Origin of the sequence: Pseudomonas sp. JL3, assembly GCF_031570575.1 — a bacterium.
In the GTDB taxonomy this organism is placed as follows: Bacteria; Pseudomonadota; Gammaproteobacteria; order Pseudomonadales; family Pseudomonadaceae; genus Aquipseudomonas; species Aquipseudomonas cucumis.
In genome coordinates this window covers 218894-242122 of record NZ_JAKWJK010000005.1, presented here as the reverse complement: position 1 = coordinate 242122, position 23229 = coordinate 218894, and the positions used below count along the sequence as shown (strand labels likewise).

Annotated in this window: 29 protein-coding genes; 20 read left to right on the top strand and 9 right to left on the bottom strand. The window is 58.3% G+C overall.

Features of this window, described 5'->3' with window-relative positions; all coding sequences use genetic code 11:
* Positions 1-43: 43 nt before the first annotated feature.
* Positions 44-634, top strand: coding sequence for a YceI family protein (locus MMG91_RS12210; protein ID WP_310659725.1), 591 nt, complete (start codon positions 44-46; stop codon positions 632-634).
* A 1-nt stretch (position 635) separates the two neighbouring features.
* Positions 636-1793, top strand: a complete 1158-nt coding sequence (locus MMG91_RS12205) for a phosphatidylserine/phosphatidylglycerophosphate/cardiolipin synthase family protein (RefSeq protein WP_310659724.1) — start codon at positions 636-638, stop codon at positions 1791-1793.
* A 109-nt stretch (positions 1794-1902) separates the two neighbouring features.
* On the opposite strand, the gene bglX is transcribed toward MMG91_RS12205, so the two are convergent.
* Positions 1903-4194: a beta-glucosidase BglX gene (gene bglX / locus MMG91_RS12200; RefSeq protein ID WP_310659723.1), complete on the bottom strand. Its 2292-nt coding sequence runs from the start codon at positions 4192-4194 to the stop codon at positions 1903-1905.
* A 237-nt stretch (positions 4195-4431) separates the two neighbouring features.
* Here bglX and MMG91_RS12195 point away from each other — a divergent pair, with 237 nt between their 5' ends.
* From MMG91_RS12195 to MMG91_RS12180, 4 genes are all read left to right on the top strand, one after another.
* Positions 4432-5043 carry a LemA family protein gene (locus MMG91_RS12195; protein ID WP_310659722.1) on the top strand — a complete coding sequence of 204 codons (612 nt, stop codon included), beginning with the start codon at positions 4432-4434 and terminating at the stop codon, positions 5041-5043.
* A 43-nt stretch (positions 5044-5086) separates the two neighbouring features.
* The gene (locus MMG91_RS12190; protein ID WP_310659721.1) at positions 5087-5836 is read left to right on the top strand and encodes a TPM domain-containing protein; all 750 of its coding nucleotides are present in this window, start codon (positions 5087-5089) and stop codon (positions 5834-5836) included.
* A gap of 46 nt (positions 5837-5882) precedes the next feature.
* On the top strand, positions 5883-6500 hold the full coding sequence (locus MMG91_RS12185; protein WP_310659720.1) for a TPM domain-containing protein: 618 nt from the start codon (positions 5883-5885) through the stop codon (positions 6498-6500).
* Between the two features lie 152 nt (positions 6501-6652).
* Positions 6653-7867: an SAM-dependent methyltransferase gene (locus MMG91_RS12180; RefSeq protein WP_123721990.1), complete on the top strand. Its 1215-nt coding sequence runs from the start codon at positions 6653-6655 to the stop codon at positions 7865-7867.
* A gap of 59 nt (positions 7868-7926) precedes the next feature.
* On the opposite strand, the gene MMG91_RS12175 is transcribed toward MMG91_RS12180, so the two are convergent.
* The gene (locus MMG91_RS12175) at positions 7927-8832 is read right to left on the bottom strand and encodes a DMT family transporter (RefSeq protein WP_310659719.1); all 906 of its coding nucleotides are present in this window, start codon (positions 8830-8832) and stop codon (positions 7927-7929) included.
* 241 nt (positions 8833-9073) lie between these two features.
* On the opposite strand from MMG91_RS12175, the gene MMG91_RS12170 reads away from it, so the two are divergent.
* The 5 genes from MMG91_RS12170 (at position 9074) to MMG91_RS12150 (ending at position 11843) form a co-directional block, all read left to right on the top strand.
* Positions 9074-9655: a DJ-1/PfpI family protein gene (locus MMG91_RS12170; protein WP_305448519.1), complete on the top strand. Its 582-nt coding sequence runs from the start codon at positions 9074-9076 to the stop codon at positions 9653-9655.
* Between the two features lie 14 nt (positions 9656-9669).
* Positions 9670-9975 (top strand): ribbon-helix-helix domain-containing protein, encoded by a 306-nt coding sequence (locus MMG91_RS12165; RefSeq protein ID WP_038979286.1) that lies wholly within the window; start codon positions 9670-9672, stop codon positions 9973-9975.
* Positions 9976-10174: 199 nt separating this feature from the next.
* Positions 10175-10519 (top strand): YegP family protein, encoded by a 345-nt coding sequence (locus tag MMG91_RS12160; protein WP_095632345.1) that lies wholly within the window; start codon positions 10175-10177, stop codon positions 10517-10519.
* A 158-nt stretch (positions 10520-10677) separates the two neighbouring features.
* Complete coding sequence (locus MMG91_RS12155; RefSeq protein ID WP_305448520.1) at positions 10678-11322, top strand: hypothetical protein; 645 nt, start codon at positions 10678-10680, stop codon at positions 11320-11322.
* The gene (locus MMG91_RS12150) at positions 11322-11843 is read left to right on the top strand and encodes a hypothetical protein (RefSeq protein WP_305448521.1); all 522 of its coding nucleotides are present in this window, start codon (positions 11322-11324) and stop codon (positions 11841-11843) included. Before MMG91_RS12155 ends, MMG91_RS12150 begins: the two co-directional genes overlap by 1 nt.
* 68 nt (positions 11844-11911) lie before the next feature.
* Here the strand turns inward: MMG91_RS12150 and MMG91_RS12145 are convergent, their stop codons facing one another.
* On the bottom strand, positions 11912-12931 hold the full coding sequence (locus tag MMG91_RS12145; protein WP_310659718.1) for a DUF4917 family protein: 1020 nt from the start codon (positions 12929-12931) through the stop codon (positions 11912-11914).
* A gap of 156 nt (positions 12932-13087) precedes the next feature.
* On the opposite strand from MMG91_RS12145, the gene yiaY reads away from it, so the two are divergent.
* Positions 13088-14236, top strand: coding sequence for an L-threonine dehydrogenase (gene yiaY / locus MMG91_RS12140; RefSeq protein ID WP_305505005.1), 1149 nt, complete (start codon positions 13088-13090; stop codon positions 14234-14236).
* On the opposite strand, the gene MMG91_RS12135 is transcribed toward yiaY, so the two are convergent.
* On the bottom strand, positions 14233-14367 hold the full coding sequence (locus MMG91_RS12135) for a hypothetical protein (protein WP_305448524.1): 135 nt from the start codon (positions 14365-14367) through the stop codon (positions 14233-14235). The two genes, yiaY and MMG91_RS12135, sit on opposite strands and share 4 nt — an antisense overlap.
* Before the next feature lie 49 nt (positions 14368-14416).
* Here MMG91_RS12135 and fos point away from each other — a divergent pair, with 49 nt between their 5' ends.
* From fos to MMG91_RS12110, 5 genes are all read left to right on the top strand, one after another.
* Positions 14417-14833 carry a fosfomycin resistance glutathione transferase gene (fos, locus tag MMG91_RS12130; RefSeq protein WP_310659717.1) on the top strand — a complete coding sequence of 139 codons (417 nt, stop codon included), beginning with the start codon at positions 14417-14419 and terminating at the stop codon, positions 14831-14833.
* A gap of 64 nt (positions 14834-14897) precedes the next feature.
* The gene (locus tag MMG91_RS12125; RefSeq protein ID WP_310659716.1) at positions 14898-15536 is read left to right on the top strand and encodes a LysE family translocator; all 639 of its coding nucleotides are present in this window, start codon (positions 14898-14900) and stop codon (positions 15534-15536) included.
* A gap of 103 nt (positions 15537-15639) precedes the next feature.
* On the top strand, positions 15640-16989 hold the full coding sequence (locus tag MMG91_RS12120; RefSeq protein ID WP_305505013.1) for a diguanylate cyclase domain-containing protein: 1350 nt from the start codon (positions 15640-15642) through the stop codon (positions 16987-16989).
* Between the two features lie 117 nt (positions 16990-17106).
* Positions 17107-17262, top strand: a complete 156-nt coding sequence (locus tag MMG91_RS12115) for a KGG domain-containing protein (protein ID WP_008014777.1) — start codon at positions 17107-17109, stop codon at positions 17260-17262.
* Positions 17263-17338: 76 nt separating this feature from the next.
* A complete protein-coding gene (locus tag MMG91_RS12110) occupies positions 17339-17842 on the top strand; it encodes a DUF4142 domain-containing protein (RefSeq protein WP_310659715.1) in 504 nt (167 codons plus the stop codon).
* Between the two features lie 51 nt (positions 17843-17893).
* Here MMG91_RS12110 and MMG91_RS12105 read toward each other — a convergent pair whose 3' ends face one another.
* The gene (locus MMG91_RS12105) at positions 17894-18295 is read right to left on the bottom strand and encodes a low affinity iron permease family protein (RefSeq protein WP_310659714.1); all 402 of its coding nucleotides are present in this window, start codon (positions 18293-18295) and stop codon (positions 17894-17896) included.
* Between the two features lie 196 nt (positions 18296-18491).
* On the opposite strand from MMG91_RS12105, the gene MMG91_RS12100 reads away from it, so the two are divergent.
* The gene (locus MMG91_RS12100) at positions 18492-18638 is read left to right on the top strand and encodes a hypothetical protein (protein WP_008074520.1); all 147 of its coding nucleotides are present in this window, start codon (positions 18492-18494) and stop codon (positions 18636-18638) included.
* Positions 18639-18768: 130 nt separating this feature from the next.
* Here MMG91_RS12100 and MMG91_RS12095 read toward each other — a convergent pair whose 3' ends face one another.
* Positions 18769-19086: an AidA/PixA family protein gene (locus MMG91_RS12095; RefSeq protein WP_405046533.1), complete on the bottom strand. Its 318-nt coding sequence runs from the start codon at positions 19084-19086 to the stop codon at positions 18769-18771.
* 225 nt (positions 19087-19311) lie between these two features.
* Here MMG91_RS12095 and tam point away from each other — a divergent pair, with 225 nt between their 5' ends.
* Positions 19312-20082, top strand: a complete 771-nt coding sequence (gene tam, locus MMG91_RS12090; RefSeq protein ID WP_310659713.1) for a trans-aconitate 2-methyltransferase — start codon at positions 19312-19314, stop codon at positions 20080-20082.
* Between the two features lie 55 nt (positions 20083-20137).
* Here the strand turns inward: tam and MMG91_RS12085 are convergent, their stop codons facing one another.
* From MMG91_RS12085 to MMG91_RS12075, 3 genes are all read right to left on the bottom strand, one after another.
* The gene (locus MMG91_RS12085) at positions 20138-20545 is read right to left on the bottom strand and encodes a type II toxin-antitoxin system HicB family antitoxin (protein ID WP_305448532.1); all 408 of its coding nucleotides are present in this window, start codon (positions 20543-20545) and stop codon (positions 20138-20140) included.
* A 36-nt stretch (positions 20546-20581) separates the two neighbouring features.
* Positions 20582-20761, bottom strand: a complete 180-nt coding sequence (locus MMG91_RS12080) for a type II toxin-antitoxin system HicA family toxin (RefSeq protein ID WP_048394018.1) — start codon at positions 20759-20761, stop codon at positions 20582-20584.
* 263 nt (positions 20762-21024) lie between these two features.
* A complete protein-coding gene (locus MMG91_RS12075) occupies positions 21025-21360 on the bottom strand; it encodes a hypothetical protein (RefSeq protein ID WP_310659712.1) in 336 nt (111 codons plus the stop codon).
* A gap of 384 nt (positions 21361-21744) precedes the next feature.
* On the opposite strand from MMG91_RS12075, the gene MMG91_RS12070 reads away from it, so the two are divergent.
* On the top strand, positions 21745-23211 hold the full coding sequence (locus MMG91_RS12070) for a c-type cytochrome (RefSeq protein WP_310659711.1): 1467 nt from the start codon (positions 21745-21747) through the stop codon (positions 23209-23211).
* Positions 23212-23229: the final 18 nt, after the last annotated feature.

Sequence of the window (23229 nt, the reverse complement as noted above, 5' to 3'; positions counted from 1 at the left end):
GGACAGTTAAGGTTCGCTCAGGTTTATCTGCCCCCGAGTTTTTATGTTCAAGCGTTCCATCCGCAAAACCCTCGCCTTCCTGCTGCTGGCCGGTGCCACCGTGTCGGCCCAGGCCAATTGGTATCTGGATGGCGAGTCTTCGCGGCTGTCGTTCATCAGCACTAAAAACGCCAACATCTCCGAAGTGCAGCGCTTTCTGGTGCTGCACGGCAAGGTCGATCCCAAGGGCCTGGCGCAGGTGGAGGTTGAACTGGAGTCGGTCAACAGCGGCATACCGCTGCGCGACGAACGCATGCGCAAGGAGCTGTTCGAGATCCAGACGTTCCCCGAAGCGCTGATCACCACGCAAATCGACCTGCGGCCGATCAACGACCTGGCGCCCGGTGCGCAGCTGGAGTTGCGTTTGCCGCTGACCGTCAACCTGCATGGCAAACAACACCAATACAACGCCGAACTGCTGGCGACCCGCCTCGATGACCGACGCTTTCAAGTGGTGACCCTCGAACCTCTGGTCATCAGCGCTGAAGATTTCGACCTGGCCCCAGGCTTGGAAACCTTGCGCAAGGTTGCCGGCTTGTCTGCCATCAGTCTGTCGGTGCCGGTGGGTGCGGTGCTGATTTTCACGGCGCGCTGAGATGCGCGGCGCAATTTTCCCGTGGCGCGACGGCAACCGCTTTGAACTGCTGATCGACGGCCCGCAGTTTTTTCCGCGAATGCTGGTGGCGATAGCCCGCGCCGAAGAACAAGTTGAACTGGAACTGTACCTGGTAGAGGCGGGAGCCTGCGCCGAGGCCATGGTTCAGGCGCTGGTCCAGGCGGCCGAACGCGGCGTGCGGGTGCGTTGCCTGTTCGATGACTATGGCAGCCTGGCCTTTACCCTGACCTTGCGCAAGCGCCTGACGGCCGCCGGTGTCGAGTTGCGTTTCTACAATCGCCTGAGCTGGCGCCGTTGGGTAGGCAATTTCTATCGCGATCACCGCAAGCTGCTGCTGGTGGATCAATGCCTGGCGGTGGTCGGTGGCACCGGGGTCACCGATGAGTTCTGGACACCGGGCGAAGACACCAGCGAATGGCACGAAGTGATGGTGGAAATCGTCGGCCCGTTGGTGATCGACTGGCAGTTGCTGTTCGACCGCCAATGGATCGCCAACCGCTATCGCCGCGCCTGGAAACCCGCTGCGCACTTCGGTTTGCCGCGCTTGCCGCGAGTGCCGGCCATGGGCGAGGGCATGGGCCGGGTCGCCTATGCCGACGCCCGCCAACACCGCGATATTCTGCAATCGCTGGTTCGCGCGCTGAACAGCGGACAGCGGCGAATCTGGCTGGCCACGCCGTACTTCCTGCCGACCTGGAAAGTCCGCCGCTCACTGCGCCGGGCGGCAACTCGTGGCGTCGATGTGCGTCTGCTGCTGACCGGGCCGCGCACCGATCACCCGTCGGTGCGCTACGCCGGGCATCGCTACTACCCGCGTCTGCTCAGGTCCGGGGTGAAGATCTTCGAATACCAGCCGTGTTTCCTGCACCTGAAGATGGTGTTGATCGATGACTGGGTGAGCATCGGCTCGTGCAACTTCGATCACTGGAATCTGCGTTTCAATCTGGAAGCCAACCTCGAAGCCCTGGACCCCGGACTGACCCGGGCAGTGGCGGCGAGTTTCGAGAATGACTTTGCCCTGAGCCAGGAAGTCAGCCTCGAAGCATGGACGCGCCGGCCGTTGTGGCGGCGGGTCAAGCAGAGGGTGTGGGGATGGGTGGATCGGCTGGTGGTGAATCTGCTGGATCGACGGGGCTGATCGTTCCCACGTTCTGCGTGGGAATGCAGCCCGTGACGCTCCGCGTCACTGGACGCGGAGCGTCCCTTGAGGCATTCCCACGCGGAGCGTGGGAACGATCAACACCAAATTACAGCAATTCGAAACTCTGCTGCGTCACGTCCTGGGAATCCAGGCCGATCTGCACGTTGAACTTGCCCGGTTCCGCGGCGTATTTGAGCTGGGCGTTGTAGAACTTCAGGTCATCCTCGGTGATGGTGAAGTGCACGACTTTCTGTTCGCCGGCCTTGACCAGTACTTTCTGGAAGTTCTTCAGTTCCTTGACCGGGCGGATCATCGAACCGGTCACGTCCTGGATGTACAGCTGCACCACGGTTTCGCCATCACGCTTGCCGGTGTTCTTCACCACGACGCTGGCGTCGAGCTTGCCGGTCTTGTTCAGTGTCGTCGAAGACAGCGCCATGTCGGTCAGGCTGAACTGGGTGTAGCTCAGGCCGAAGCCGAACGGGAACAGCGGCCCGGTGGTGTCTTCGAAATACTGCGAGGTGTAGTTGCCCGGTTTGCCCGGAGTGAACGGCCGGCCAATGCTCAGGTGGTTGTAGTAGGTTGGAATCTGACCCACCGAGCGCGGTACGGTGATCGGCAGTTTGCCAGACGGGTTGTAGTCGCCGAACAGCACGTCAGCAATGGCGTTGCCGCCTTCGGTGCCGCTGAACCAGGTTTCCAGAATCGCGTCAGCCTGCTCGTTCTCTTCGAGAATCGACAGCGGACGGCCGTTCATCAACACCAGCACCAGCGGTTTGCCGGTGGCTTTCAGCGCCCGGATCAGCTCGCGCTGGTTGGCCGGGATGTTCAGGTCGGTGCGGCTCGACGATTCGTGGGACATGCCACGGGATTCGCCCACCGCGGCCACCACCACATCAGCATCCTTGGCGGCTTTTACCGCTTCGTCGATCAACACGTTGGCTGGGCGGGGATCGTCCACCACTTCCGGCGCATCGAAATTGAGGAAGTTCAGGTAATCGAGGATTTTCTTGTCGCTGGTGATGTTCGCGCCACGGGCGTAGATCAGCGTCGACTGTGCCCCCAGCGCATTCGTCATGCCGTCGAACAGGGTCACCGATTGCGCAGGCCGGCCAGCGGCCGCCCAACTGCCCATCATGTCGATCGGGGCCTTGGCCAGCGGGCCGACCAGAGCGATTTTTGCGGTTTTCTTCAGCGGCAGGGTTTCGCCCTGGTTCTTCAGCAACACCAGGCCGCGGCGCGCGACATCGCGGGCCTCGGCACGGTGCAGGCGGCTTTCGGCGTAGGTGTCGGCCGGGTCATCCTCGGCCTTGCCGATGCGCAGGTACGGGTCTTTGAACAGGCCCATGTCGTACTTGGCGGCGAGCACTTCACGCACGGCGTTGTCGATGTCTTTCTGTTCGATCTCACCGGCCTTCAACAGCCCTGGCAATTCCTTGGCGTAGAGCGTGTCGTTCATGCTCATGTCGATGCCGGCCTTGATCGCCAGCTTCGCGGCTTCGCGACCGTCAGCGGCAACGCCGTGCTTGATCAGCTCGAAAATTGCCCCGTGATCGCTGACCGCCAGGCCCTTGAAGCCCCATTCCTTGCGCAGCAGGTCGTTCATCAGCCAGGTGTTGGCGGTGGCCGGCACGCCGTTGATCGAGTTCAGCGCGACCATCACCCCGCCGGCACCGGCGTCGATGGCGGCGCGGTACGGTGGCAGGTAATCCTGGTACATCTTGACCGGGCTCATGTCGACGACGTTGTAGTCGCGACCGCCCTCGACCGCGCCGTACAAGGCAAAATGCTTGACGCTGGCCATGATGCTGTCGGCCGCGTTCGCACCGGAGCCCTGGAAGGCCTTGACCATTACGCCGGCGATCCGCGAAACCAGATAAGTGTCTTCGCCGAAGCCTTCGGACGTGCGGCCCCAGCGTGGGTCGCGAGAGATGTCGACCATCGGCGCGAAGGTGATGTCGAGGCTGTCAGCCGCCGCTTCCTGGGCGGCGATGCGCCCGGAGCGACCAATGGCGTCCATGTCCCAGCTCGAGGCCAGGGCCAGCGGAATCGGGAAAATGGTGCGGTGGCCGTGGATCACGTCATAGGCGAAGAACATCGGGATCTTCAACCGGCTGCGCATGGCCGCGTCCTGCATCGGACGGTTTTCGGCGCGGGTGATCGAGTTGAACGTGCCGCCGATATTGCCGGCGGCGATTTCCTTGCGGATCATCTCCCGCGGCATTTCCGGGCCGATGCTGATCAGGCGCAACTGGCCGATCTTTTCATCGAGGGTCATCTGCTTCATCAAGTTAGCGATGAAAGCGTCCTTGTTCTCCAGAGGTGCGGGCGTCGTGGCGGCCAATACGGTATGACTGGCCAGGCTGACGAACAGGCCCAGCAAACACAGCTTCTTCATGAATTGTTTTCTCAAAAGCCTAAACGGCAGTGAATACACGCCGGTCAGCCAAAATTTTGGGAGCGACTATTGTTGTTCAGGTGAATGCAGCACACTTGTGCAATGTGTTAGCGCCGGGACATCTTTTAGCCCATTGGCTCGATGCAATCCAGTAGCGGCGCAAATTATGCCCCAAGAGCCGGGTTCAGAGTTCGCAGGTTGTTTCATAAACGGAATATGCAAGGGAGCATCAACCAGATGAATGTACGACATCACTATCGGTCGAGCCTGCAGATTGCAGCCCTGATGTGGCTGGCAACACTGCTGGCCGGCTGCGGCATCAACAATATCCCGACCCTCGACGAACAGGCCAAGGGCGCCTGGGGCCAGGTGCAGAACCAGTACCAGCGTCGCGCCGACTTGATTCCCAACCTGGTGGAAACCGTCAAGGGGTATGCCCAGCATGAACAAGAAACCCTGACCGCGGTGATCGAAGCCCGCGCCAAGGCCACCTCGATTCAGGTAGATGCCAGCACGCTGGACAATCCGGAAAAACTCAAACAGTACGAGCAGGCGCAGAATCAGCTGACCGGCGCCTTGAGCCGGTTGATGGTGGTGTCCGAGCGCTACCCGGACCTCAAGGCCAACCAGAACTTCCTGGCGCTGCAATCGCAACTTGAAGGCACCGAGAACCGCATCGCCGTGGCGCGCCGCGACTTCATCCTGGCGGTGCAGAAATACAATACCGAGATCCGTACCTTTCCCGGTCGTCTGTGGCACACCGTGATGTATAGCGATTTGCCAATCCGCGAAACCTTCGAGGCCACCAGCCCCGGTGCCGAGAAAGCGCCTGAAGTGAAGTTCCAGTAAGTGCCGGAACGGGCTTGAAGCGTCACCAAGGATGAGGTTGCCAATGCGCGTGTTGAAAGTGGGCCTGCTGCTGGTGTTCTGGGTGTTTGCCCTGACGGCCCAGGCCGAGTTGAAGTTCCCGGAATTGACCGGGCGGGTGGTGGACAACGCCCAGATGATCGAGCCTGCGGTGCGCGAGCAACTGACGCAACAGCTCAACGCCCACGAAAAAACCACCGGCGAGCAGTTGGTGGTGGTCACATTGCCGGACTTGCAGGGCGCTGACATCGCGGATTTCGGTTATCAGCTGGGGCGCTACTGGGGCATCGGCCAGAAGGACAAGAACAACGGCGCATTGCTGATCGTCGCGCGAGAGGAGCGTAAGCTGCGGATCGAAGTCGGTTATGGCCTGGAAGGTCGCCTGACCGATGCGCAGAGTTCGGTGATCATCAATCAAGTGATCACGCCCGCATTCAAGGCCGGCAATTTCAGCAAAGGCATCAGCGACGGGGTGGCGGCGATGCTGGTGGTGCTGGGCGGTAATCCGCTGGACGAACCGTCGACGGTGTATGAACCGCGTGGCGATCAGGAGAGTGATTTGGTTGAGCGGCATCCGGGGGTGTTCGTGTTCCTGGTGTTGCTGTTTATCCTGACGATCTTCGTCGGCCAGATGTTCGGTATTCTGCCAAGTGGCGGCGGCCGGGGCAGCTCGGGAGGGGGCTTCGGCGGCGGAGGTTTTGGCGGCGGTGGCGGCGGGGGCTTCAGCGGCGGTGGGGGCAGTTTCGGGGGCGGCGGTTCGTCGGGCGGCTGGTGATAACACTGCAGGTAAAAACAACAATAGCGAGCAGGCATTCATAACCATGGCATTACTGACTGAACATGAACAACGCAAAGTCGCCGAGGCCATTGCCCGGGTCGAGCGCGACACCGACGCCGAACTGGTGACGGTGCTTGCGGCCCGCGCCGACGATTACGCGTATATCCCGCTGCTTTGGGCCAGTCTGCTGGCGCTGGTGGTGCCGGGTATCGTGCATTACCTGACGGGCTGGCTGACCATGCACAGCCTGTTGCTGGTGCAATGGCTCAGCTTCATCGTGTTGTGCCTGGTGTTCCGTATTCCGAAAGTCACCACGCGCCTGATCCCGCGCTCGGTCCGTCACTGGCGCGCGTCGAACCTGGCGCGCCGGCAGTTCCTGGAGCAAAACCTGCACCACACCGTGGGCAGCACCGGCATGCTGATTTTTGTCTCCGAGGCCGAGCGCTATGTGGAGATTCTGGTGGATGAAGGCATTTCCAAACGGCTGGACAACAAAAACTGGGACGCGATAGTGGCGGCGTTTACGCACCAGGTGAAACAGGGGCAGACGTTGCAGGGGTTTGTGACGTGCATCGAGGGATGCGGCGAATTGCTCAAGGTGCATGTGCCGGTGACCCATGTGAGGAATGAATTGCCGAATCGGTTGGTGGTGTTGAGCTGACGCCATTTCCAGCCTGAGGCGCTTTTTTGGCGAGGGGGCTCGCTAGCCTCAGGATTCACACCGTTCGGCAAATAACTGCGTGTCCCGAACGGCCATCCCCCCTAAAATACCCGCCATTCTCCGATTCGCACCGCCCGAGGCCGTTTTTTCCCATGTCTGTCACCGCCACTCCCGCCAGCCTCGCGCCGGATCATCACGCTCAGTTCATCGACTTGCTGCAAACCAGCCTCGATCAGAACGCCTTCATCAAACTGGTGCTGGCCAAGTACGTCGGTGGCGAAGCGGACTTGCAGCGGCTGATCATCAAGCAGCTGACGGTCAAGGATCAGCCATGCCTGTCCTTCGTCTACCGCTACAAGACCCGCGACATCACCAAAAACCTGCCGCTTGCCGAAGGCGTGGCGACCATTGCGGCGCTGTTGCCGGCGTCGTTCAAAAATGCGCATTTACTGTCATTGACCGACGAAGCCCAGCTCGAATACAGCAAAAAGGGCAAATCTTCGCTGTTCAAGAGCAAACCTCAGCAATTGCGCGAAGTACCGTCCGCCGAGCACAACCGCGAGAAGAACCGTTTCCTCGACTTGAGCCGACCGTTTCTCAAAGACCTCGGCGTGACCAACGCGCAGCATGAGCTGATCCCCGCGATGTCGCGCAAGTGGAAGCAGATCAACAAGTTCATCGAAGTCTTCAGCCATGCGCTGACCTCGTCGCCGCTGGCGCTGGACAAACCGGTGCGGGTGGCGGATTTCGGCTCGGGCAAGGGTTACCTGACGTTCGCGATCCACGACTACCTGCGCAATACCCTGAAAGCCGAGGGCGAGGTGACCGGCGTCGAGTTGCGCGAAGACATGGTCAGCCTCTGCAACACCGCCGCTGCGAAGCTGGAGCATCCGGGGCTGGTGTTCAAATGCGGTGATGTGCGTAGCGTGGCGCCGAGCGAGCTGGACGTGATGATAGCGTTGCATGCCTGCGACATCGCCACCGACTATGCGATTCACACCGGCATTCGCTCCGGCGCTTCGATCATCATGTGCTCGCCGTGTTGCCACAAGCAGATCCGCCTGCAGATCCAGAGCCCGGCGCTGCTCAAGCCGATGTTGCAATACGGCCTGCACCTGGGCCAGCAGGCGGAAATGGTCACTGACAGTTTGCGTGCACTGTTTCTGGAAGCCTGCGGTTATGAGACCAAGGTTTTTGAGTTCATCTCACTGGACCACACCAACAAAAACAAGATGATCCTGGCGGTCAAACGCGCCGAGCCGGTGGACCCGGCTCAGCTGTTGGTGAAGATTCAGGAACTGAAGGATTTCTACCACATCAGCGAACATTGCCTGGAAACATTGCTGCGGGCCGACGGCCTTCTCTAAATCTGTGGGAGCGAGCCTGCTCGCGAAGGCGGCTTAACGCTCAGCATAAATGTTGAATGTCATGGTCCCTTCGCGAGCAGGCTCGCTCCCACATGGGGTTTGATTGCGGTCTTGCGTCCCAACATCACCGTCACGATCACCCCGGCCGCGAACAGCCAGGTAATCGGCTCGACATGCTCACCGAAAAACAACGCCGAAAATGCGATCGTGAAGAAGATCTGCAGCAACTGGATCTGGCTGACCCGGGCAATGCCGCCCATGGCCAGCCCGGCGTACCAGGCAAAGAACCCGATGAACTGTGAAAACAGCGAGACGTAACCAAACGCCCACCAGGATTTGGCTGAAATTTCACCTTGATGTTGCAGTGCCAGATACATCACCGGTCCGATCAGCAGCGGCGTCGATAGCACCAGCGCCCAGCAGATCACCTGCCAGCCGCCCATCTCCCTGGCCAACCGGCCGCCTTCGGCATAACCCAACCCGCCCACGGCAATCGCGCCAAGCATCAACAAATCGCCGGCCTGAATGCTGCCGGCACCGCTGATCAGCGCATAGCCGAGCACCAGCGCACTGCCCAATGCGGCGCAAGCCCAGAAGGCTTTCGATGGTCGCTCATGGGACAGCCACGCGGCATACAGCGCCACACATAGCGGTTGCAAGCCGTTGACCAGTGCGCCGTGGGAGGCTGGCAAGGTCTGCATGGCCCAGGCCGACAGCACCGGGAAACCAAGGATGACCCCGGCGATCACCAGCGTCAGGCCTTTGACCTGCTTCCAAGTGGGCCATTTTTCCCGGTGCCACAGCAACAGCAGCGCTGCCGGAATCGCCGCGAACAACGCACGGCCGAGGCCGTTGAGCAGCGGATGGAGTTCCTGCACGACGATCCGTGTGAAGGGCAAGGTCAGGCTGAAGATAACGACGCCGAGCAGGCCGAGGGCCATGCCGGTGTTTTCGCGCGAGGACATGATGGGTGACCAGAATTCAAGATGGCGGGAAGTTTCTTTATCTAGCCATAAACCGCAGGCGCTGCTCTGTTACAGATAGGCGCAGAGTTATCCGTACAGTTTGAGGACGCTTTCGCGGGCAAGCCCGCGAAGAACGAGAAAGCGGTCCTTCAGGTAGTAGCTGGTTATTACCCGACCCGCCGGATAAGGACTACCTTGAATACTCCTGCATGCCCACGCATTTTCCAGAGGAGTCCTTCCCATGGCGGCTAAAAAAATTCTGATGCTGGTCGGCGACTACGTCGAAGACTACGAAGTGATGGTGCCCTTCCAGGCACTGCTGATGGTCGGCCATACGGTACACGCCGTTTGCCCGGACAAAACCGCCGGCCAGACCGTGCGCACAGCAATCCATGACTTCGAAGGCGACCAGACCTACAGTGAAAAACCCGGCCACCTGTTTGCCCTGAACTTCGATTTCGCCAAGGTAGACGCGGCGGACTACGACGCGCTGCTGGTGCCGGGCGGTCGTGCGCCGGAGTACCTGCGCCTGAACGAAAGAGTCCTGGACCTGGTGCGAGCCTTCGACAAGGCCGGCAAACCGATCGCCGCCGTGTGTCACGGTGCGCAACTGTTGGCCGCGGCAGGCATTCTTGAGGGGCGCGAGTGCAGCGCCTATCCGGCATGTGCTCCGGAAGTGCGTCTGGCTGGCGGCACGTTCATCGATATCCCGGTGACGGAAGGTCATGTTCAAGGCAATCTGGCCACTGCTCCGGCCTGGCCGGCGCACCCGAGCTGGTTGGCTGGTTTCCTCGGGTTGCTGGGCACCAAAATCACGCTGTAACGAGGGACCTGTCCATGTGCGAGCTCTACGTCAAGGCTGATCCGATTCTCTACGAGTCGCGTTCCCGCTCGCTGCGCATCTGCGGGGTGGTCACCACCCTGCGGCTGGAGAATCAGTTCTGGGACATCCTCAGCGAAATCGCCGAGGTCGACGGCATGACCACCAATCAGCTGATCGCCAAGCTGTATGAAGAGGTGATGGACTACCGCGGTGAAGTGGTGAATTTCGCCTCGTTCCTGCGGGTCAGCTGCATGCGTTACCTGAGCCAGCGCCGGGTGCAGACACCTGAGTTATCGGTGGTGCGGGCGGTGGTGAAATAGAGCAATTTGCATCAGTCGTGAGGACGCTTTCGCGGGCAAGCCTCGCTCCTACAGGTTTTGTGTCGGACGCAAATTCGCGGTCAACCGAATCCCTATAGGAGCGAGGCTTGCCCGCGAAGGGGCCGGTACAGGCGACAGATATCCTGGCGTGGTCTTTACTCTGAAGCGCGAAACCTCTCAATCGCCAAGGAGAAAAAGCATGTCTGGATGGTACGAAGTGAGCAAAACCGTCAACGGTCAATTCAAGTTTGTATTGAAAGCGGCCAATGCCGAAACCATTCTGACCAGTGAGCTGTATACCTCTCGCGGTGCGGCCGATGGCGGTATCGCCTCGGTTCAGGCCAACAGTCCGCTGGACGAACGCTACGAGAAAAAAACCACCAAGGACGGTCATCCTTACTTCAACCTGAAGGCCGGTAACCACGAGATCATCGGCAGTAGCGAATCCTACTCATCGGATGCCGCGAGGGATAAAGGCATCGCCAGCGTCAAAGCCAACGGCCCGACCACGGTGATCAAGGACAAGACCTTGCCAGTGCTCTGATCGAAAATACCTTCCATCAAAGGTCGCCAGATCATTGGCGACCAGATTCTGGCTAAGTGCCATCATTTCCATTATTCTCCGCGTCCATTACATGGAAGTGGTTCTGCAAGCCCTCTTTCGTGACGTCTTCAAATATTCACTGAAGAGAGTTTTCTTCCATGATCCGCGTTTTTGCTCTACTGACATTGCTGCTGGGCCTGGCGGGTTGTCACAGCATGTCCCCGATTCACATCGACGAAGAACTCACGCCCAACGCCGGCTCAGGCGTGGCTTATGTGGTGGGTGTTGTCGGTATCTGGCCCAAGGCGGTCAATACCGCACAGGAACAAATGCTGATGATTCGCCAGCGAGGCAGCGACAACTTTGCCACGGCGCGTTTGCACAATGAGTTTTATGCTCGCACACCGCGGGACGTGCGCGAGACAGGGCACGGAATCGGCACACTGTTTGTCATGCCGCTCAAACCTGGGCGTTATGAGCTCTATAACCTGCGCTTCGATCATGGTTCTTCGGTGTCCTGGAGCCGGGAAGATTTCACCATCCCATTTCAATTAGAAGCCGGCAAGGCTTACTACATCGGTGATTTCCGTGCGGGCTGCGTGACACCTGGACAATCCACTTGCCTCTTTTTGCACAGCGATCACCTTGAGCGTGACTCAGCGTTGGTGCGGGCGAAATATCCCCAAGTACCAGGACTGCAACGGCTGGACCTGCCAAACCTTTATTCGGCAACGCCGTTCATCCGCGAAGAGGATGGAGCGAGCTCCTCCGTTTACAAATCCATGCTCTCAGGAAAACTCTAATGCGCACCAAAGCACTATTTCTGTGGCTGACCCTGCTGCTCGGTGGCTGTCAGGCAACCCATACACTTAAAGCCCCTGAGGTTGATTACAACCAGCGACTGCCGGTGATCAATGTCAGTGTTATGGGGCTCCCAAGCTGGATGCTGCGGGACGAACTGCGCCGTCGCGGTACGTTCGACGAGGTCAAGGCTGGTCGAAGCGCTGACGGTTACAACGTGCTGGTCATTGCCAACAGCGATGTCGGCGCGTTGCAGCCACAGATGTTTCTGAGCGCCTTCACGCTGTTTCTGGTTCCGGTGCCAGTGAGTTGGGACAGTACGCTGATCTTTAGCGTCAGCCATGGCACAGAGGTGCTGGGTGTCTACACGGTCCATAACCAGACCAAGTCCTGGCGCGGTGCATTCAATGCATCCGGAGGACAGTTCGAGCATGTGCAATTGATTGCAGACACCTTTATCGCTCAGGTGCTGAAGGATCAGCCGTTCCGGCGCGAAGCTTTAAAGAACGCAGCAGGCATTTAACCGATAAAAAAGATCGCAGCCTCCGACATCGTAGGAGCTGCCGAAGGCTGCGATCTTTTGATCTTGACCTAAACCTCGACCGGTACGGTCAGCTTGGGACTACCGAGCGCATGGGTCTTCGAATCAAAAAACCGCAGCTCCACGCCCGTCCCCCCAAACACCTTCGTGTAATGCCGCTTCTGATGCTGGATGAACGCCTTGCTGCGCGGGTAAATCGAGATCGCTGCTGTCTTCGGCCTCGCCTGGCGCAATGCATGAATGATGTGACTGTCCTGCTCGCCAAGGGCGTGCCCGAAGATGCACAACCCGTCGCCATGGCCCAGTAACTGGTCGTAGCAGAACGACAGGTAATCCGAGCTACGAATGGTCTTGAGTTTGTCCTGGGTCGGACCTTCGTTGACGAACAGCGGTACGTCGTCAAGAGTCTTGATCGTATTATTGATGGCGAAACTGCCGAGCAACGTACCCTCGGTCGACATCAATTTACGCGCCGTGCCGTCCTGATTGCGCACCAGATGCAGGCCGCCGTGCAGGTACAGCAGCCGGGTTTTGTCTGTCGCGGTGATGCTCAGATCAAAGCTCGGCTCGGTGCCCTGGAACAGATCGGTAATAACGTCAGGCCGGTGCTGGATCGCCCAATAATTGAGCAAGTCGTAATTGGTGGTGAACACCGTTCGATAGCTGCCCAGCTCCTGATTGATCGTCGCCAGGGTCGAGGCCTGTACCAGCCTCCATGGGATGTGCACTGCATGCACGGTGTTGATCAGTGCTTCCTTGATCGCGTAATAGCGGTTGCGCGGTGCGGCAGAGCTGACAGCCAGGGCCTTGTTGACTCGGCTGGTGGTTTTCAGCGCCCCAAGCACTTGTTCGAAACTGCGCGTCTGCATCGCGTCGAACACGCTCAGTTCGGATTGGCTCAGAGGCTTCTCTTCGACGGTGCGGGCGTTTTCGAACAGCGAGTCATAGCCGAAGTCGTCCCATACCGCACGACTGGCCCCGTTACCCACCAGCAGGCCGCCAAAAGAGGCGGTGGTGCGCAAGGCGTTCCAGTCTTCAAGTTGGGCATCGACATCCTGGAAATCGGTCATTGCGTTTGTCGTCTCAAAGCAAAAGGTCTGATGGACGGCGACTTTATCACGACCCGGACTTGAGCCAGATCAAGTTACCGCACGACTAATGGGTCGATCCTGTGCGCACCCGCCGGATCGGTGCTGTTGATTCGGCTTCAGTCAGGAGACTCGCGCATGAGCAGTACGTTTTTCATCCCCGCTGTGAACATCATGGGCACTGGTTGCCTTGACGAAGCCATGGACGCCATTCGCAAGTATGGTTTTCGCAAGGCACTGATCGTCACCGACACCGGGCTGGCCAAGGCTGGCGTGGCGACGATGATTGCCGAGAAACTGGCAATCCAGGACATCGACTCGGTGATCTTCGACGGCGCGAAGCCGAATCCGAGCATCGCCAACGTCGAACTTGGCCTGGGCCTGCTCAAGGAAAGTCGCTGTGATTTCGTGGTGTCTCTGGGCGGCGGTTCGCCTCATGACTGCGCCAAGGGCATCGCCTTGTGCGCCACAAACGGTGGGACGATTCGTGACTACGAAGGTGTCGATCAGTCGGCCAAACCGCAGCTGCCGTTGATCGCGATCAACACCACTGCCGGCACTGCCAGTGAGATGACCCGTTTTTGCATCATCACCGACGAATCCCGTCACGTGAAAATGGCCATCGTCGATCGCAACGTCACGCCGCTACTGTCAGTCAACGATCCGGCGCTGATGGTCGCCATGCCCAAGGGCCTGACTGCCGCCACTGGCATGGATGCGCTGACCCATGCCATCGAAGCCTACGTCTCCACCGCGGCCAACCCGATTACCGATGCCTGTGCGCTCAAGGCCATCACCTTGATCAGCAATAACCTGCGCCTGGCCGTGCGGGACGGCAGTGACATGATCGCGCGGGAAAACATGGCTTACGCGCAGTTCCTCGCCGGTATGGCGTTCAACAATGCGTCCTTGGGCTATGTCCATGCCATGGCTCACCAGTTGGGCGGGTTCTACGACTTGCCCCATGGCGTATGCAATGCGGTGTTGCTGCCTCATGTGCAAAGTTTTAACGCGCTGGTCTGCGCCGACCGCCTGACCGATGTTGCCCGCGCGATGGGCGCCGACATTTGCGGGTTCAGCCCGGAAGAGGGCGCTCAAGCAGCGATCGCGGCCATTCGCAACCTGGCCAAGGATGTGGAAATTCCCGCCGGTTTACGCGAGCTCGGTGCCAGGCTCAACGACATCCCGGTGCTTGCCAGCAATGCCATGAAAGACGCCTGTGGACTGACTAATCCTCGGAAGGCGGATCAGCGGCAGATCGAGGAGATTTTCCGCAGCGCGTTCTAAGTGGTTCGACGGCCGGGCGCGAACACTACGCAAAGTAGCGCGCCCACGGCCAGCAGCGCTATTGACGTACCGGCGATGCTACCCAGCAACATGACCGCGCTGCCGGCCAGTACCGCAATACGCTCAAGCACGTTTAAGCTGTACGCTCCGGTCGGACCCAGCCTCAAGGTTACTAAACCCATGCTAACCGGCCTCAACCACCTGACCCTCGCCGTCACCGACCTGAACCGCAGCGTGGCGTTCTATCGCGATCTGCTGCAACTCCAGCTTGAAGCGACTTGGGACACCGGCGCCTATCTCTCATTACCCGGGCTGTGGTTGTGCCTTTCCCTCGATCCGCTGCGCGAGTCCACGCCCGCCGCTGACTACACTCATTACGCCTTCAGTATCGGCGCTACGGATTTCCCGTTGTTCGTCGAACGCCTGCGAACCGCCAATGTGCGGGAATGGCGGGACAACCGCAGCGAAGGCGCGTCGTTCTATTTTCTCGACCCGGACGGGCACAAGCTTGAGGCGCATGTCGGGGATCTGGCGTCGCGGCTGGCGGCATGTCGGCAACGGCCGTATGCGGGGATGAAGTTCTTCGACGATCAGTAGGTCGATGCTGGAAGACCTGAGATAGACTTGCGTCCATTCATCCGGCGTTTCAACAGGAATTCCCATGACTCCATCGCTGCTAATGGCCATTCTCGCCTCGGGCTTCATTTACGGCATCACGCCGGGGCCGGGTGTGCTGGCGGTGTTTGGCATCGGTGCGGCGCGCGGGCGGCGGGCCGGAGCGGGGTTTCTGTGCGGGCATTTGCTGGGCGACGTGGTCTGGTGCAGCACGGCGTTGATCGCGATTGTCGGTGCGCGGGAAATCGGCAGCACCGCGTTCGATGTGCTGGGTGTATTCAGTGGGCTGTACCTGTTCTGGCTGGGTCTGCGTGCGGTTCGGGCTCGTCGCGGCAGCGCCGAGGCGCCTCAGGGGCCGGCTCGGCAGCCGTTCTGGCACGGCATCATGTTCGGTTTGACCAACCCCAAGGCATACCCGGTGGCGGTGGCGACCTTTACTGCGCTGTTGTCCAGCCGTGCGGAACTGCTGCATTGGTCGATGCTGCCATGGTTGATCATCCTGAGCTTCGTAGGTGGCCTTTTGGCCTACGCTATCCTCATAGGCATTGTCGGTGCGCGTCAGGTGCGCACGTTGTATCAGCGTCATGAACTGGCGATCACTCGTTTTTGCGGCGTAATGTTCATCGGTTTTGCCATCAACGCCCTGGTGCATGCGCTGCCGGGGCTGGTGACGAACAAGGCTTGAGGCTGATCGCAGGGAAGCGTCAGCTGCACAGTCATCGCTCGGGCGTATGACCGGTCAGGGAGGGTTGTTCAATGTTGCATTGTCCGGACACGCTCTCGGCATTATGGAAACCAGAAATTCCGCACCACTGGCGAGCTACATCGATCTGTTGCTGGACGCCGTCTGTGCGGTGGATAAACAAGGTCGCTTTGTATTTGTCAGCGCGGCCTGCGAGCGCATTTTCGGTTACACCCCCGACGAGTTGATCGGCCAGCCGATGATCGACCTGGTGCATCCCGCCGACCGACAGCGCACCCTCGATGCCGCGCGGGAGATCATGGGGGGCGAGCCCAAGCTCAACTTTGAAAATCGTTACCTGCGCAAGGACGGGCGGGTGGTGCATATTCTCTGGTCGGCGCGTTGGTCGCAGGTCGATCAGTTGCGCATTGCCGTCGCGCGCGACATCACCGAGCGCAAACAGGCCGAGTCCCGGCAAGCGGCGCTGTATGCAATCTCCGAAGCGGCCCACGCGGCGGAGGATCTGCTGGCGCTGTTCAAACGCATCCATTTGATTATCGGCGAATGGCTCCCGGCGTTGAATTTCTCCGTGGCGCTGTATGACGAGCACTGCGCGCAGCTGAACTTTCCCTATCACGTCGACGATCGTGAACCCCAACCCGAGGAGCCCGGAACTGTGACCGGGCGTCTTTGCAGTGAAGTGATTCGCAGCGGCTTGCCGATTCTGCTGACCCCGGATCAGGACGATCCGCCGGCGGGGTTTGCATCGCTGGTCGCGGGCCGGGATTCGCCTTGCTGGCTGGGTGTGCCTTTGAGTTCGCAGAACGGCACCATTGGCGCGCTGATCGTTAAAAGCGTACCCGGCGGCGAGCGTTACACCGAGCAAGACAAGGAACTGCTGCAATATGTTTGCGCTCAGATCGCGACCGCTATCGAGCGCAAGCAATTGCATGCCCGGCTCCAGCGCATGGCTCAATACGATCAACTGACTCAGTTGCCCAATCGCGAGTTGCTGCGCGAACGCCTCAAAGCGTCGCTGGAGCTGGCCCGAACAGACTCCGGTCAAATGGCTTTGCTCTACGTCGACCTCGACCGCTTCAAGCATGTCAATGACACCCACGGGCATACGGTTGGCGACATGCTGCTGCAAGCGGTCGCCAATCGGCTCAAGGGCTGCGTACGTGAAACCGACACCGTGGCGCGCATCGGCGGTGATGAATTTGTCGTGTTGTTGCACAGCATCCAGGCCGCGGAGGATGCCGAGCGTGTGGCGGGAAAAATCCGCCAGGTGCTGGTTCAGCCCCTGCGCCTGGACGGGCATAACCTGAACATCCAGCCAAGCATTGGCGTTGCGCGCTACCCCGAACATGGGACTGAAGAAAATCAATTGTTCAGGCATGCCGATGAGGCGATGTACAGCGCCAAGCGCCAGCAGCACCTGCGTCTCGGGGCCTGAAAAAACCGTCACCGTTCGTCGCAGCGTTGCCAGTTTTTCTAAACCTTTTTGGCGATGCAAATTCTTATTCTATGCGGGCGGCTGCTCGCAGCGATCATCATCAAGAGGATGAGAACCATGCCTACTTCAAAAAATCCAAGCCCGGGTAGTGCCCACGATCGAACGAAGGCGTCTGAAGCCGGTCGCAAAGGTGGGAAAACCACCACGACGACCGTTGATAAAGACTCCGCGAAAGGCGGCATGGGCCGCAAAGGTGGTCAGAAATCCCGGTAATAGTGAAAGTGGTTTTATTAAAGACGGGGGCGAAAGCCCCCGTTGGAATGTTCAAAGAAAGAAGGAGGGCGCGACCATGAGCCGGATGGCCACCCGTTTACGCAATGTCAGTTTTGTCACGTTACTGGGTCTGTTTGCCAGCAGTGCCTTTGCCCAGTCGGCTGCCGAATTCATCAACGAAGCGTCGGCCAAAGGCATGGCCGACATCGAAGCCAGTCGCTTGGCGCACCAGAAAACCGAGTCCAAAGAGGTCAAGGATTACACCATCGTGGTGATCAACGACCTCACCACCGCCAACCAGCATCTGGCGAAAATTGCCAAGCAACTCGATTTACCGGTCGCACCACGCGAAGAGGTGATGGACAAGGCCAAAACGCTGATTCCGGAGGTGAAGGACGACGCGTCCTTCGATCAGGCGTACGCCGCCAGTCAGGTGAAAACCACCCAAGAGACCATCGAGCAGCTTCAACAACAAGCGCAGACCACGGATGTGCCGCAAATCAAAGCGTTCGCCCAAGAGACCCTGCCCAAACTGCAAAACCATCTGCAAATGGCCAGGGCCCTGCAAGCCAGTCGCTAGCACCAATGGCGCGGGTGACGTCACCGGTCACCCGCGGGGGCAGGGACCAATTCATTCATCCTGTTTCTTTGTTTCCGGGACGACAGTGCCGTCCAGGGAAATCGTTTCGCCCTCGCCGAGGTGGCGATATTTCTTTCTCAACGCTTCCAACTGTTTGATATCCAGCGATTCGAGCCCCAGCATCGCGTTCTGCGCTTCTTTCGTTACTCGCAATAACTCATCGATCTTCAAGTGCAAAATGTCCGTGTCGCGGTTCTGGGTGTTCTGGATCAGGAACACCATCAGGAAGGTGATGATGGTGGTAGAGGTGTTGATGATCAGCTGCCAGGTATCGTTGAAATGGAAAATCGGCCCGCTCAAACCCCACAGGATAATCAGAACGATCGCCCCCAGAAATGTCCGGGGCTGGCCGGCCCACAGGGAGAGTTTCTGCGCAATTTTCGCGAATTTCATTGCCGTGTTCCTTATAAGGATGCGCCTGATTTTCAGACAGCATGGGCATGACGAAAATTCTGCTGAATATTGCCTGCGGGATGAAAAACCGCTGCGCTGAACCCTCTGTCAGAGTTCATCGCTCGGGGCCGAGAAAGTCGCAACCATTTCCACCGACATGGGTCACTACTTCAACCCCCTGAAACTGGAGAACAGCATGAACCTCGCCCGCACGTTTTACCTTTGTTGCTGCCTGCTTGCGTTGCAGGGCTGCTTCGATAACTCGGATAACGAGACCAAAGACAATACGGATGGCACCAAGTCTTCGGTGCAGATGCAGGAGAAGGGGGCGGATAGTAAATAGCGGCGATCCGACTTGCTTGCGAAGACGGCGGCATAGTCAATATTGATATCGCCTGACACACCGCATTCGCGAGCAAGCCCGCTCCCACAGGTTCCTCGCCTGAACTGGTATTGGTTGTCTACCTATCTGTTCATGCCGACAGCGTCACTTCAGTCTCCCTGCTGAAATACCCCAACACTTCACAACGCTGGTTGATCAGCATGAAGCTCAATTCGCAGGCCGCCACGCCTGGGGTCAGTTGCGAGCACTCCCAATAATGATCATCGGCCTTGTGGCTACCGGGTTGGGGCGGGCGCGGGGACTGCTGCTCGCTGTGGACGACCAGTTTGGGCGGCGAAAGGATCCCGGTATCGCCCACCGAAATGTTGTGAAATACCACGCTGTGTTCGGCCAGCAGGCTGACGGTCCTGCCGCGGATCGAAACAAGTACATCCGTGACTCTAGACATAGTAAAGCTCCTTTGAACATAGTGATTACCTGGCTACCTACCAGGTACGACAACGCTGGTTTGCCTTGCGGCCGTTGCAAACACACTACTGCGGAACCCACTCGATCACGGGGGACGAGCTGGCCTTGCTCCTTGCCTTGAAATGACGGGTTGGGTTCCTTCCAACAGGCCGCGAGTAGGACTATAGATGCCTCTGGCTGCAACCTGCACCGACAGGAGAACGATATGAGTTGGTCCGCCAAACAATACGTAGCGTTTGAAGATGAGCGCACGCGCCCGGCGCGTGACTTGCTGGCCGCCATTCCCGCAGTGGATGTCCAATCGGCCATCGACGTTGGTTGCGGCCCCGGTAATTCCACCGAGTTGCTGGTGCAGCGCTTTTCCAATGCCGCGGTGCGTGGGTTGGACAGTTCGCCCGATATGATCGAGGCCGCCCGCCAGCGCTTGCCTCAAGTGCAATTCGACACCGCTGACCTTGATAACTGGAACGAGACCGGCCCGTTCGACGTGATTTTCGCCAACGCGGTATTGCAGTGGTTGCCCGATCACGCCCGGTTGCTGCCGTCATTGGTCACCAGGCTTGCACCCGGCGGTAGCTTGGCGATTCAGATGCCCGACAACCTCAACGAACCGTCGCACAGGTTGATGCGCGAGGTCGCAGCGAACGGCCCTTGGGCTGACAAACTGGCAAGGGTCGCTGGCCTGCGAACGGAAATGGAGGATGCGGGCGGTTATTACTCGATGCTGCGTGCCCACTGCACCCGCGTCGATGTATGGCGCACCACTTACTATCATCCGCTCGCGGACGGCGCATCGGGCGTGGTCGAGTGGTTCAAGGGCAGCGGTTTACGGCCTTTTCTTGAGCCGCTGAATGAAGCGGAGCGGGTTCAGTATCTCAAGGAGTATCAGGCGGCGATCGAGCAGGCCTATCCGGCACTGAGCGATGGTTCGGTACTATTGCCGTTTCCGCGGTTGTTCATGGTAGCGACGCGCTGACCTGTAAAGGGACGCGCCTGGTCGTTTGTCCCTTGGGTTGCCCTCCGTCGAACCATCAGCCCTGCTGCAAAACCTTGAGCGCCGCCGAGGCCAGAAACCCGGAGCGACTTTTCTCTTCCGGATGATGCAGTACGTATTCGTCGATGCGGTTGAGCAAGTAACCGGGTAGGGTGATGTTGAGTTTCTGGGCCTTGCCCAGATATTTGGTGACATCGATGTCCACCACGGCCCACGTACACCCTGCGTACTGCGGATTGGCCGCATGCAGGGTCACTTTGTTGGCGGGCGGAATCGGTGATCCGTCTTCGGCCAATATCTCGAAATGACCTTCGATGGCTTCGCGCGCCATGGCCATGGCGTCATCCAGATCTTCCCCAGCGGAGAAACAACCCGGAATATCCGGTACTTCTACACCCCAGGCGTGTTCATCATCGCCCAAGGAAATCGCAATCGGGTAAAGCATGTTCGTCATCCTCCGAAGGCGCTGTCCATCGGCTCGTCAGAGCAGCGCCTGTTGCAAAATACTGATGGCCGTTTTTTTGAGCAGATCCTTTTTCGGATGAGGAACCGTTACCAGTCCCGGCTTGGTCGGATGCTTGAAATGGTGATGGCTGCCCTTGATCCGTACCAGATACCAGCCGTCTGCAACGATTTGGCTTATCAAAAAACGGCTATTCACATCACCTCCCTGTGGTGTGCTTGTGGTTACTATACCTACTGAGATTCACTAATCAACACTATAACCACCAATGCATCCTGAGCATCGATGTGTCAGCAGCATGAAATGAGTCTAGGAGGGCATTTGGCGATGGCTGGGGAAGGCCGGCTTTCTGTATTGCAGGGTTTTGCCGAGGCGCTGGAGAGAGAGAAATCAAATTTCAAGTATAAAAAAACCGGCCACTTCGGGCCGGCTTGTGTTCCCCGAGAATCACGCTTTAGCTTCTAAATCAGCTGATCAATCAACACCGCGTTGGTATAGACCAGGCTTCCATCGCTCGCTCGATGCCCGACCAAATGGAATTGACCGCGCCCGTGCTGCAAGTAGACGCGCATTTGGCAGTCGGACAAGGGGCCGTATCCCTCTGGCAAGATCAAATCCATTGAGTTCATGTCGACATCAACCATGGCTTCAGGCTCATGGGTTTTCTGCAGGCGTTCTTCAGCTTGCTCCAGACGCAGATGGAGGGGGCCATCGACATCAAAGCTGATCTCACCCACCGGGGTGGATTTTTGGGCGCCGCTGGGTTTGCACCAGCCTTCGATCGTCAGGTTACTCATGACGAAACCTCCGTCGTGGACTGCTGGACTCTGTAGCTCTTGTCTCTTCTCAAGCCATCCGCTTCTGGCCAGTTCTGCTATCCCGTCATCAGGGGTGAGTATAGCTGGCAACCCGGCCTCGCTAACCCGCATCAATTCGCTACGCCCATTAGTCCCGAGACGTAATGCTGATATCCATAGTTATATGTAGCGAATAGTTTTAAACGATTAACTTAATGTTCGAATTGGAATATCTGGCCAGCAGAAAAAGCGCTTGTTCCGTCCCTGCACTATACTTTGTGCTGACTTTACCGTCGGAATGGATGGTACTTGTCTGCCCTGCTTGGACGTCAGTGGCGATGCTGTTGCATAACCAGTGAACAACAGGAATAGGATGAATAGAAAATGGCAATAGCAATTATCTTGATACTAATCGTTATTGCATCAGTGTTGTTCCATATACTAGCGCCTTGGCATGCGACACCGGCAGCTTCCAACTGGGGATCAATAGACACCACCCTGTTCATCACCCTGATCATTAGCGGAATATTTTTCATCGCCATCACGGTATTTATGGCGGTCGCCGTGATGCGTTATCGTCACAAGGAGGGTGCCAGAGCGCACTATCAGCCAGAAAATAAAAAACTGGAAACATGGTTGATTATCGTGACCTCGGTAGGTATTGCCGCGATGTTGGCGCCAGGTCTGGTGGTTTACAGTGATTTCATCCAGGTGCCGAAAAATGCTTATGAACTTGAAGTGGTCGCCCAGCAGTGGCAGTGGGCCTTTCGCTTTCCCGGCCAGGACGGGAAGTTGGGTAAATCGGATATTAAGTTTGTTGATTTCACCAATCCCCTCGGCCTTGATCCCAAGGATCCTGTTGGGCAGGACGATGTGCTTATAAAAAGCAATGAGGTTCGCCTTCCGCTCGATCAGCCAGTGAAAGTTTTACTGCGCTCTAAAGATGTACTGCACAATTTCTATATCCCGCAAATTCGCAGCAAGATGGACATGGTGCCGGGGATGGTGTCGTACTTTTGGTTTACGCCGACTAAAACCGGGAAATATGAAATCCTTTGCGCTGAATATTGTGGTTTAGGTCATTACAACATGCGCGGCCAGATGATCGTGGAAGAGCAGGGCGCCTTCGATCAATGGCTGAACAGCCAACCGACTTTTGCGCAAACATTAACGACAGCTGCCAAACCCAGTCAGGACAGCGTGCTGGAAAAAGGTCGCCAGTTGGTCGAACAATACGGCTGCGGTGCCTGCCATAGCCAGGATGGCAGTACCCGTCTCGGCCCGGGATGGATGGGGCTGTACGGCCGCACTGAACAGCTTGCCGATGGCACCAGTGTGCTGGTCGATGAGGCCTACCTGAAAGAGTCGATCCTCGATCCGAAGGCCCGACTGGTACAGGGCTACCCGCCAGTCATGGTGGCCTATACTCTCACTGAAGATGAGCTGGGTGCTGTCGTCGCCCTGATCAAATCACTGGGTGCCGCGCCGCAAGAACCTTCTGCCAGCGAAAAGTTGGACAGAGGTGACGATCTGGCGACGCAGGGGCAGCGACTGGCCGAGTCGCTCGGCTGTCTGGCCTGCCACAGTGTCGATGGCAGTAAGGGTGTCGGCCCCAGCTGGCAGGGCCTCTATGGCGAGACCGTAACCCTTGCCGACGGTACGAGTATCAAGGTCGATGAGGGTTATTTAAAGGATTCGATTCTTAATCCAGGCACCAAAATCGTCAAAGGCTATGCAGCCGTCATGCCGGCCTTTACCCCGAGTGATCAGGAGTTGAACGCACTGATCGCTTTTATCAAATCCAAAGCGAATGCCGACGCTGATGCGAGCAAGGCGGAGCCAGGGAAGTAGCCATAAAGCAGCCAGGAA

Coding starts and splice junctions, on each gene's coding strand:
- MMG91_RS12210 (WP_310659725.1), top strand. CDS start 44: ATGTTCAAGCGTTCCATCCGCAAAACCCTCGCCTTCCTGCTGCTGGCC.
- MMG91_RS12205 (WP_310659724.1), top strand. CDS start 636: ATGCGCGGCGCAATTTTCCCGTGGCGCGACGGCAACCGCTTTGAACTG.
- bglX (WP_310659723.1), bottom strand. CDS start 4,194: ATGAAGAAGCTGTGTTTGCTGGGCCTGTTCGTCAGCCTGGCCAGTCAT.
- MMG91_RS12195 (WP_310659722.1), top strand. CDS start 4,432: ATGAATGTACGACATCACTATCGGTCGAGCCTGCAGATTGCAGCCCTG.
- MMG91_RS12190 (WP_310659721.1), top strand. CDS start 5,087: ATGCGCGTGTTGAAAGTGGGCCTGCTGCTGGTGTTCTGGGTGTTTGCC.
- MMG91_RS12185 (WP_310659720.1), top strand. CDS start 5,883: ATGGCATTACTGACTGAACATGAACAACGCAAAGTCGCCGAGGCCATT.
- MMG91_RS12180 (WP_123721990.1), top strand. CDS start 6,653: ATGTCTGTCACCGCCACTCCCGCCAGCCTCGCGCCGGATCATCACGCT.
- MMG91_RS12175 (WP_310659719.1), bottom strand. CDS start 8,832: ATGTCCTCGCGCGAAAACACCGGCATGGCCCTCGGCCTGCTCGGCGTC.
- MMG91_RS12170 (WP_305448519.1), top strand. CDS start 9,074: ATGGCGGCTAAAAAAATTCTGATGCTGGTCGGCGACTACGTCGAAGAC.
- MMG91_RS12165 (WP_038979286.1), top strand. CDS start 9,670: ATGTGCGAGCTCTACGTCAAGGCTGATCCGATTCTCTACGAGTCGCGT.
- MMG91_RS12160 (WP_095632345.1), top strand. CDS start 10,175: ATGTCTGGATGGTACGAAGTGAGCAAAACCGTCAACGGTCAATTCAAG.
- MMG91_RS12155 (WP_305448520.1), top strand. CDS start 10,678: ATGATCCGCGTTTTTGCTCTACTGACATTGCTGCTGGGCCTGGCGGGT.
- MMG91_RS12150 (WP_305448521.1), top strand. CDS start 11,322: ATGCGCACCAAAGCACTATTTCTGTGGCTGACCCTGCTGCTCGGTGGC.
- MMG91_RS12145 (WP_310659718.1), bottom strand. CDS start 12,931: ATGACCGATTTCCAGGATGTCGATGCCCAACTTGAAGACTGGAACGCC.
- yiaY (WP_305505005.1), top strand. CDS start 13,088: ATGAGCAGTACGTTTTTCATCCCCGCTGTGAACATCATGGGCACTGGT.
- fos (WP_310659717.1), top strand. CDS start 14,417: ATGCTAACCGGCCTCAACCACCTGACCCTCGCCGTCACCGACCTGAAC.
- MMG91_RS12125 (WP_310659716.1), top strand. CDS start 14,898: ATGACTCCATCGCTGCTAATGGCCATTCTCGCCTCGGGCTTCATTTAC.
- MMG91_RS12120 (WP_305505013.1), top strand. CDS start 15,640: ATGGAAACCAGAAATTCCGCACCACTGGCGAGCTACATCGATCTGTTG.
- MMG91_RS12115 (WP_008014777.1), top strand. CDS start 17,107: ATGCCTACTTCAAAAAATCCAAGCCCGGGTAGTGCCCACGATCGAACG.
- MMG91_RS12110 (WP_310659715.1), top strand. CDS start 17,339: ATGAGCCGGATGGCCACCCGTTTACGCAATGTCAGTTTTGTCACGTTA.
- MMG91_RS12105 (WP_310659714.1), bottom strand. CDS start 18,295: ATGAAATTCGCGAAAATTGCGCAGAAACTCTCCCTGTGGGCCGGCCAG.
- MMG91_RS12100 (WP_008074520.1), top strand. CDS start 18,492: ATGAACCTCGCCCGCACGTTTTACCTTTGTTGCTGCCTGCTTGCGTTG.
- MMG91_RS12095 (WP_405046533.1), bottom strand. CDS start 19,086: ATGTCTAGAGTCACGGATGTACTTGTTTCGATCCGCGGCAGGACCGTC.
- tam (WP_310659713.1), top strand. CDS start 19,312: ATGAGTTGGTCCGCCAAACAATACGTAGCGTTTGAAGATGAGCGCACG.
- MMG91_RS12085 (WP_305448532.1), bottom strand. CDS start 20,545: ATGCTTTACCCGATTGCGATTTCCTTGGGCGATGATGAACACGCCTGG.
- MMG91_RS12075 (WP_310659712.1), bottom strand. CDS start 21,360: ATGAGTAACCTGACGATCGAAGGCTGGTGCAAACCCAGCGGCGCCCAA.
- MMG91_RS12070 (WP_310659711.1), top strand. CDS start 21,745: ATGGCAATAGCAATTATCTTGATACTAATCGTTATTGCATCAGTGTTG.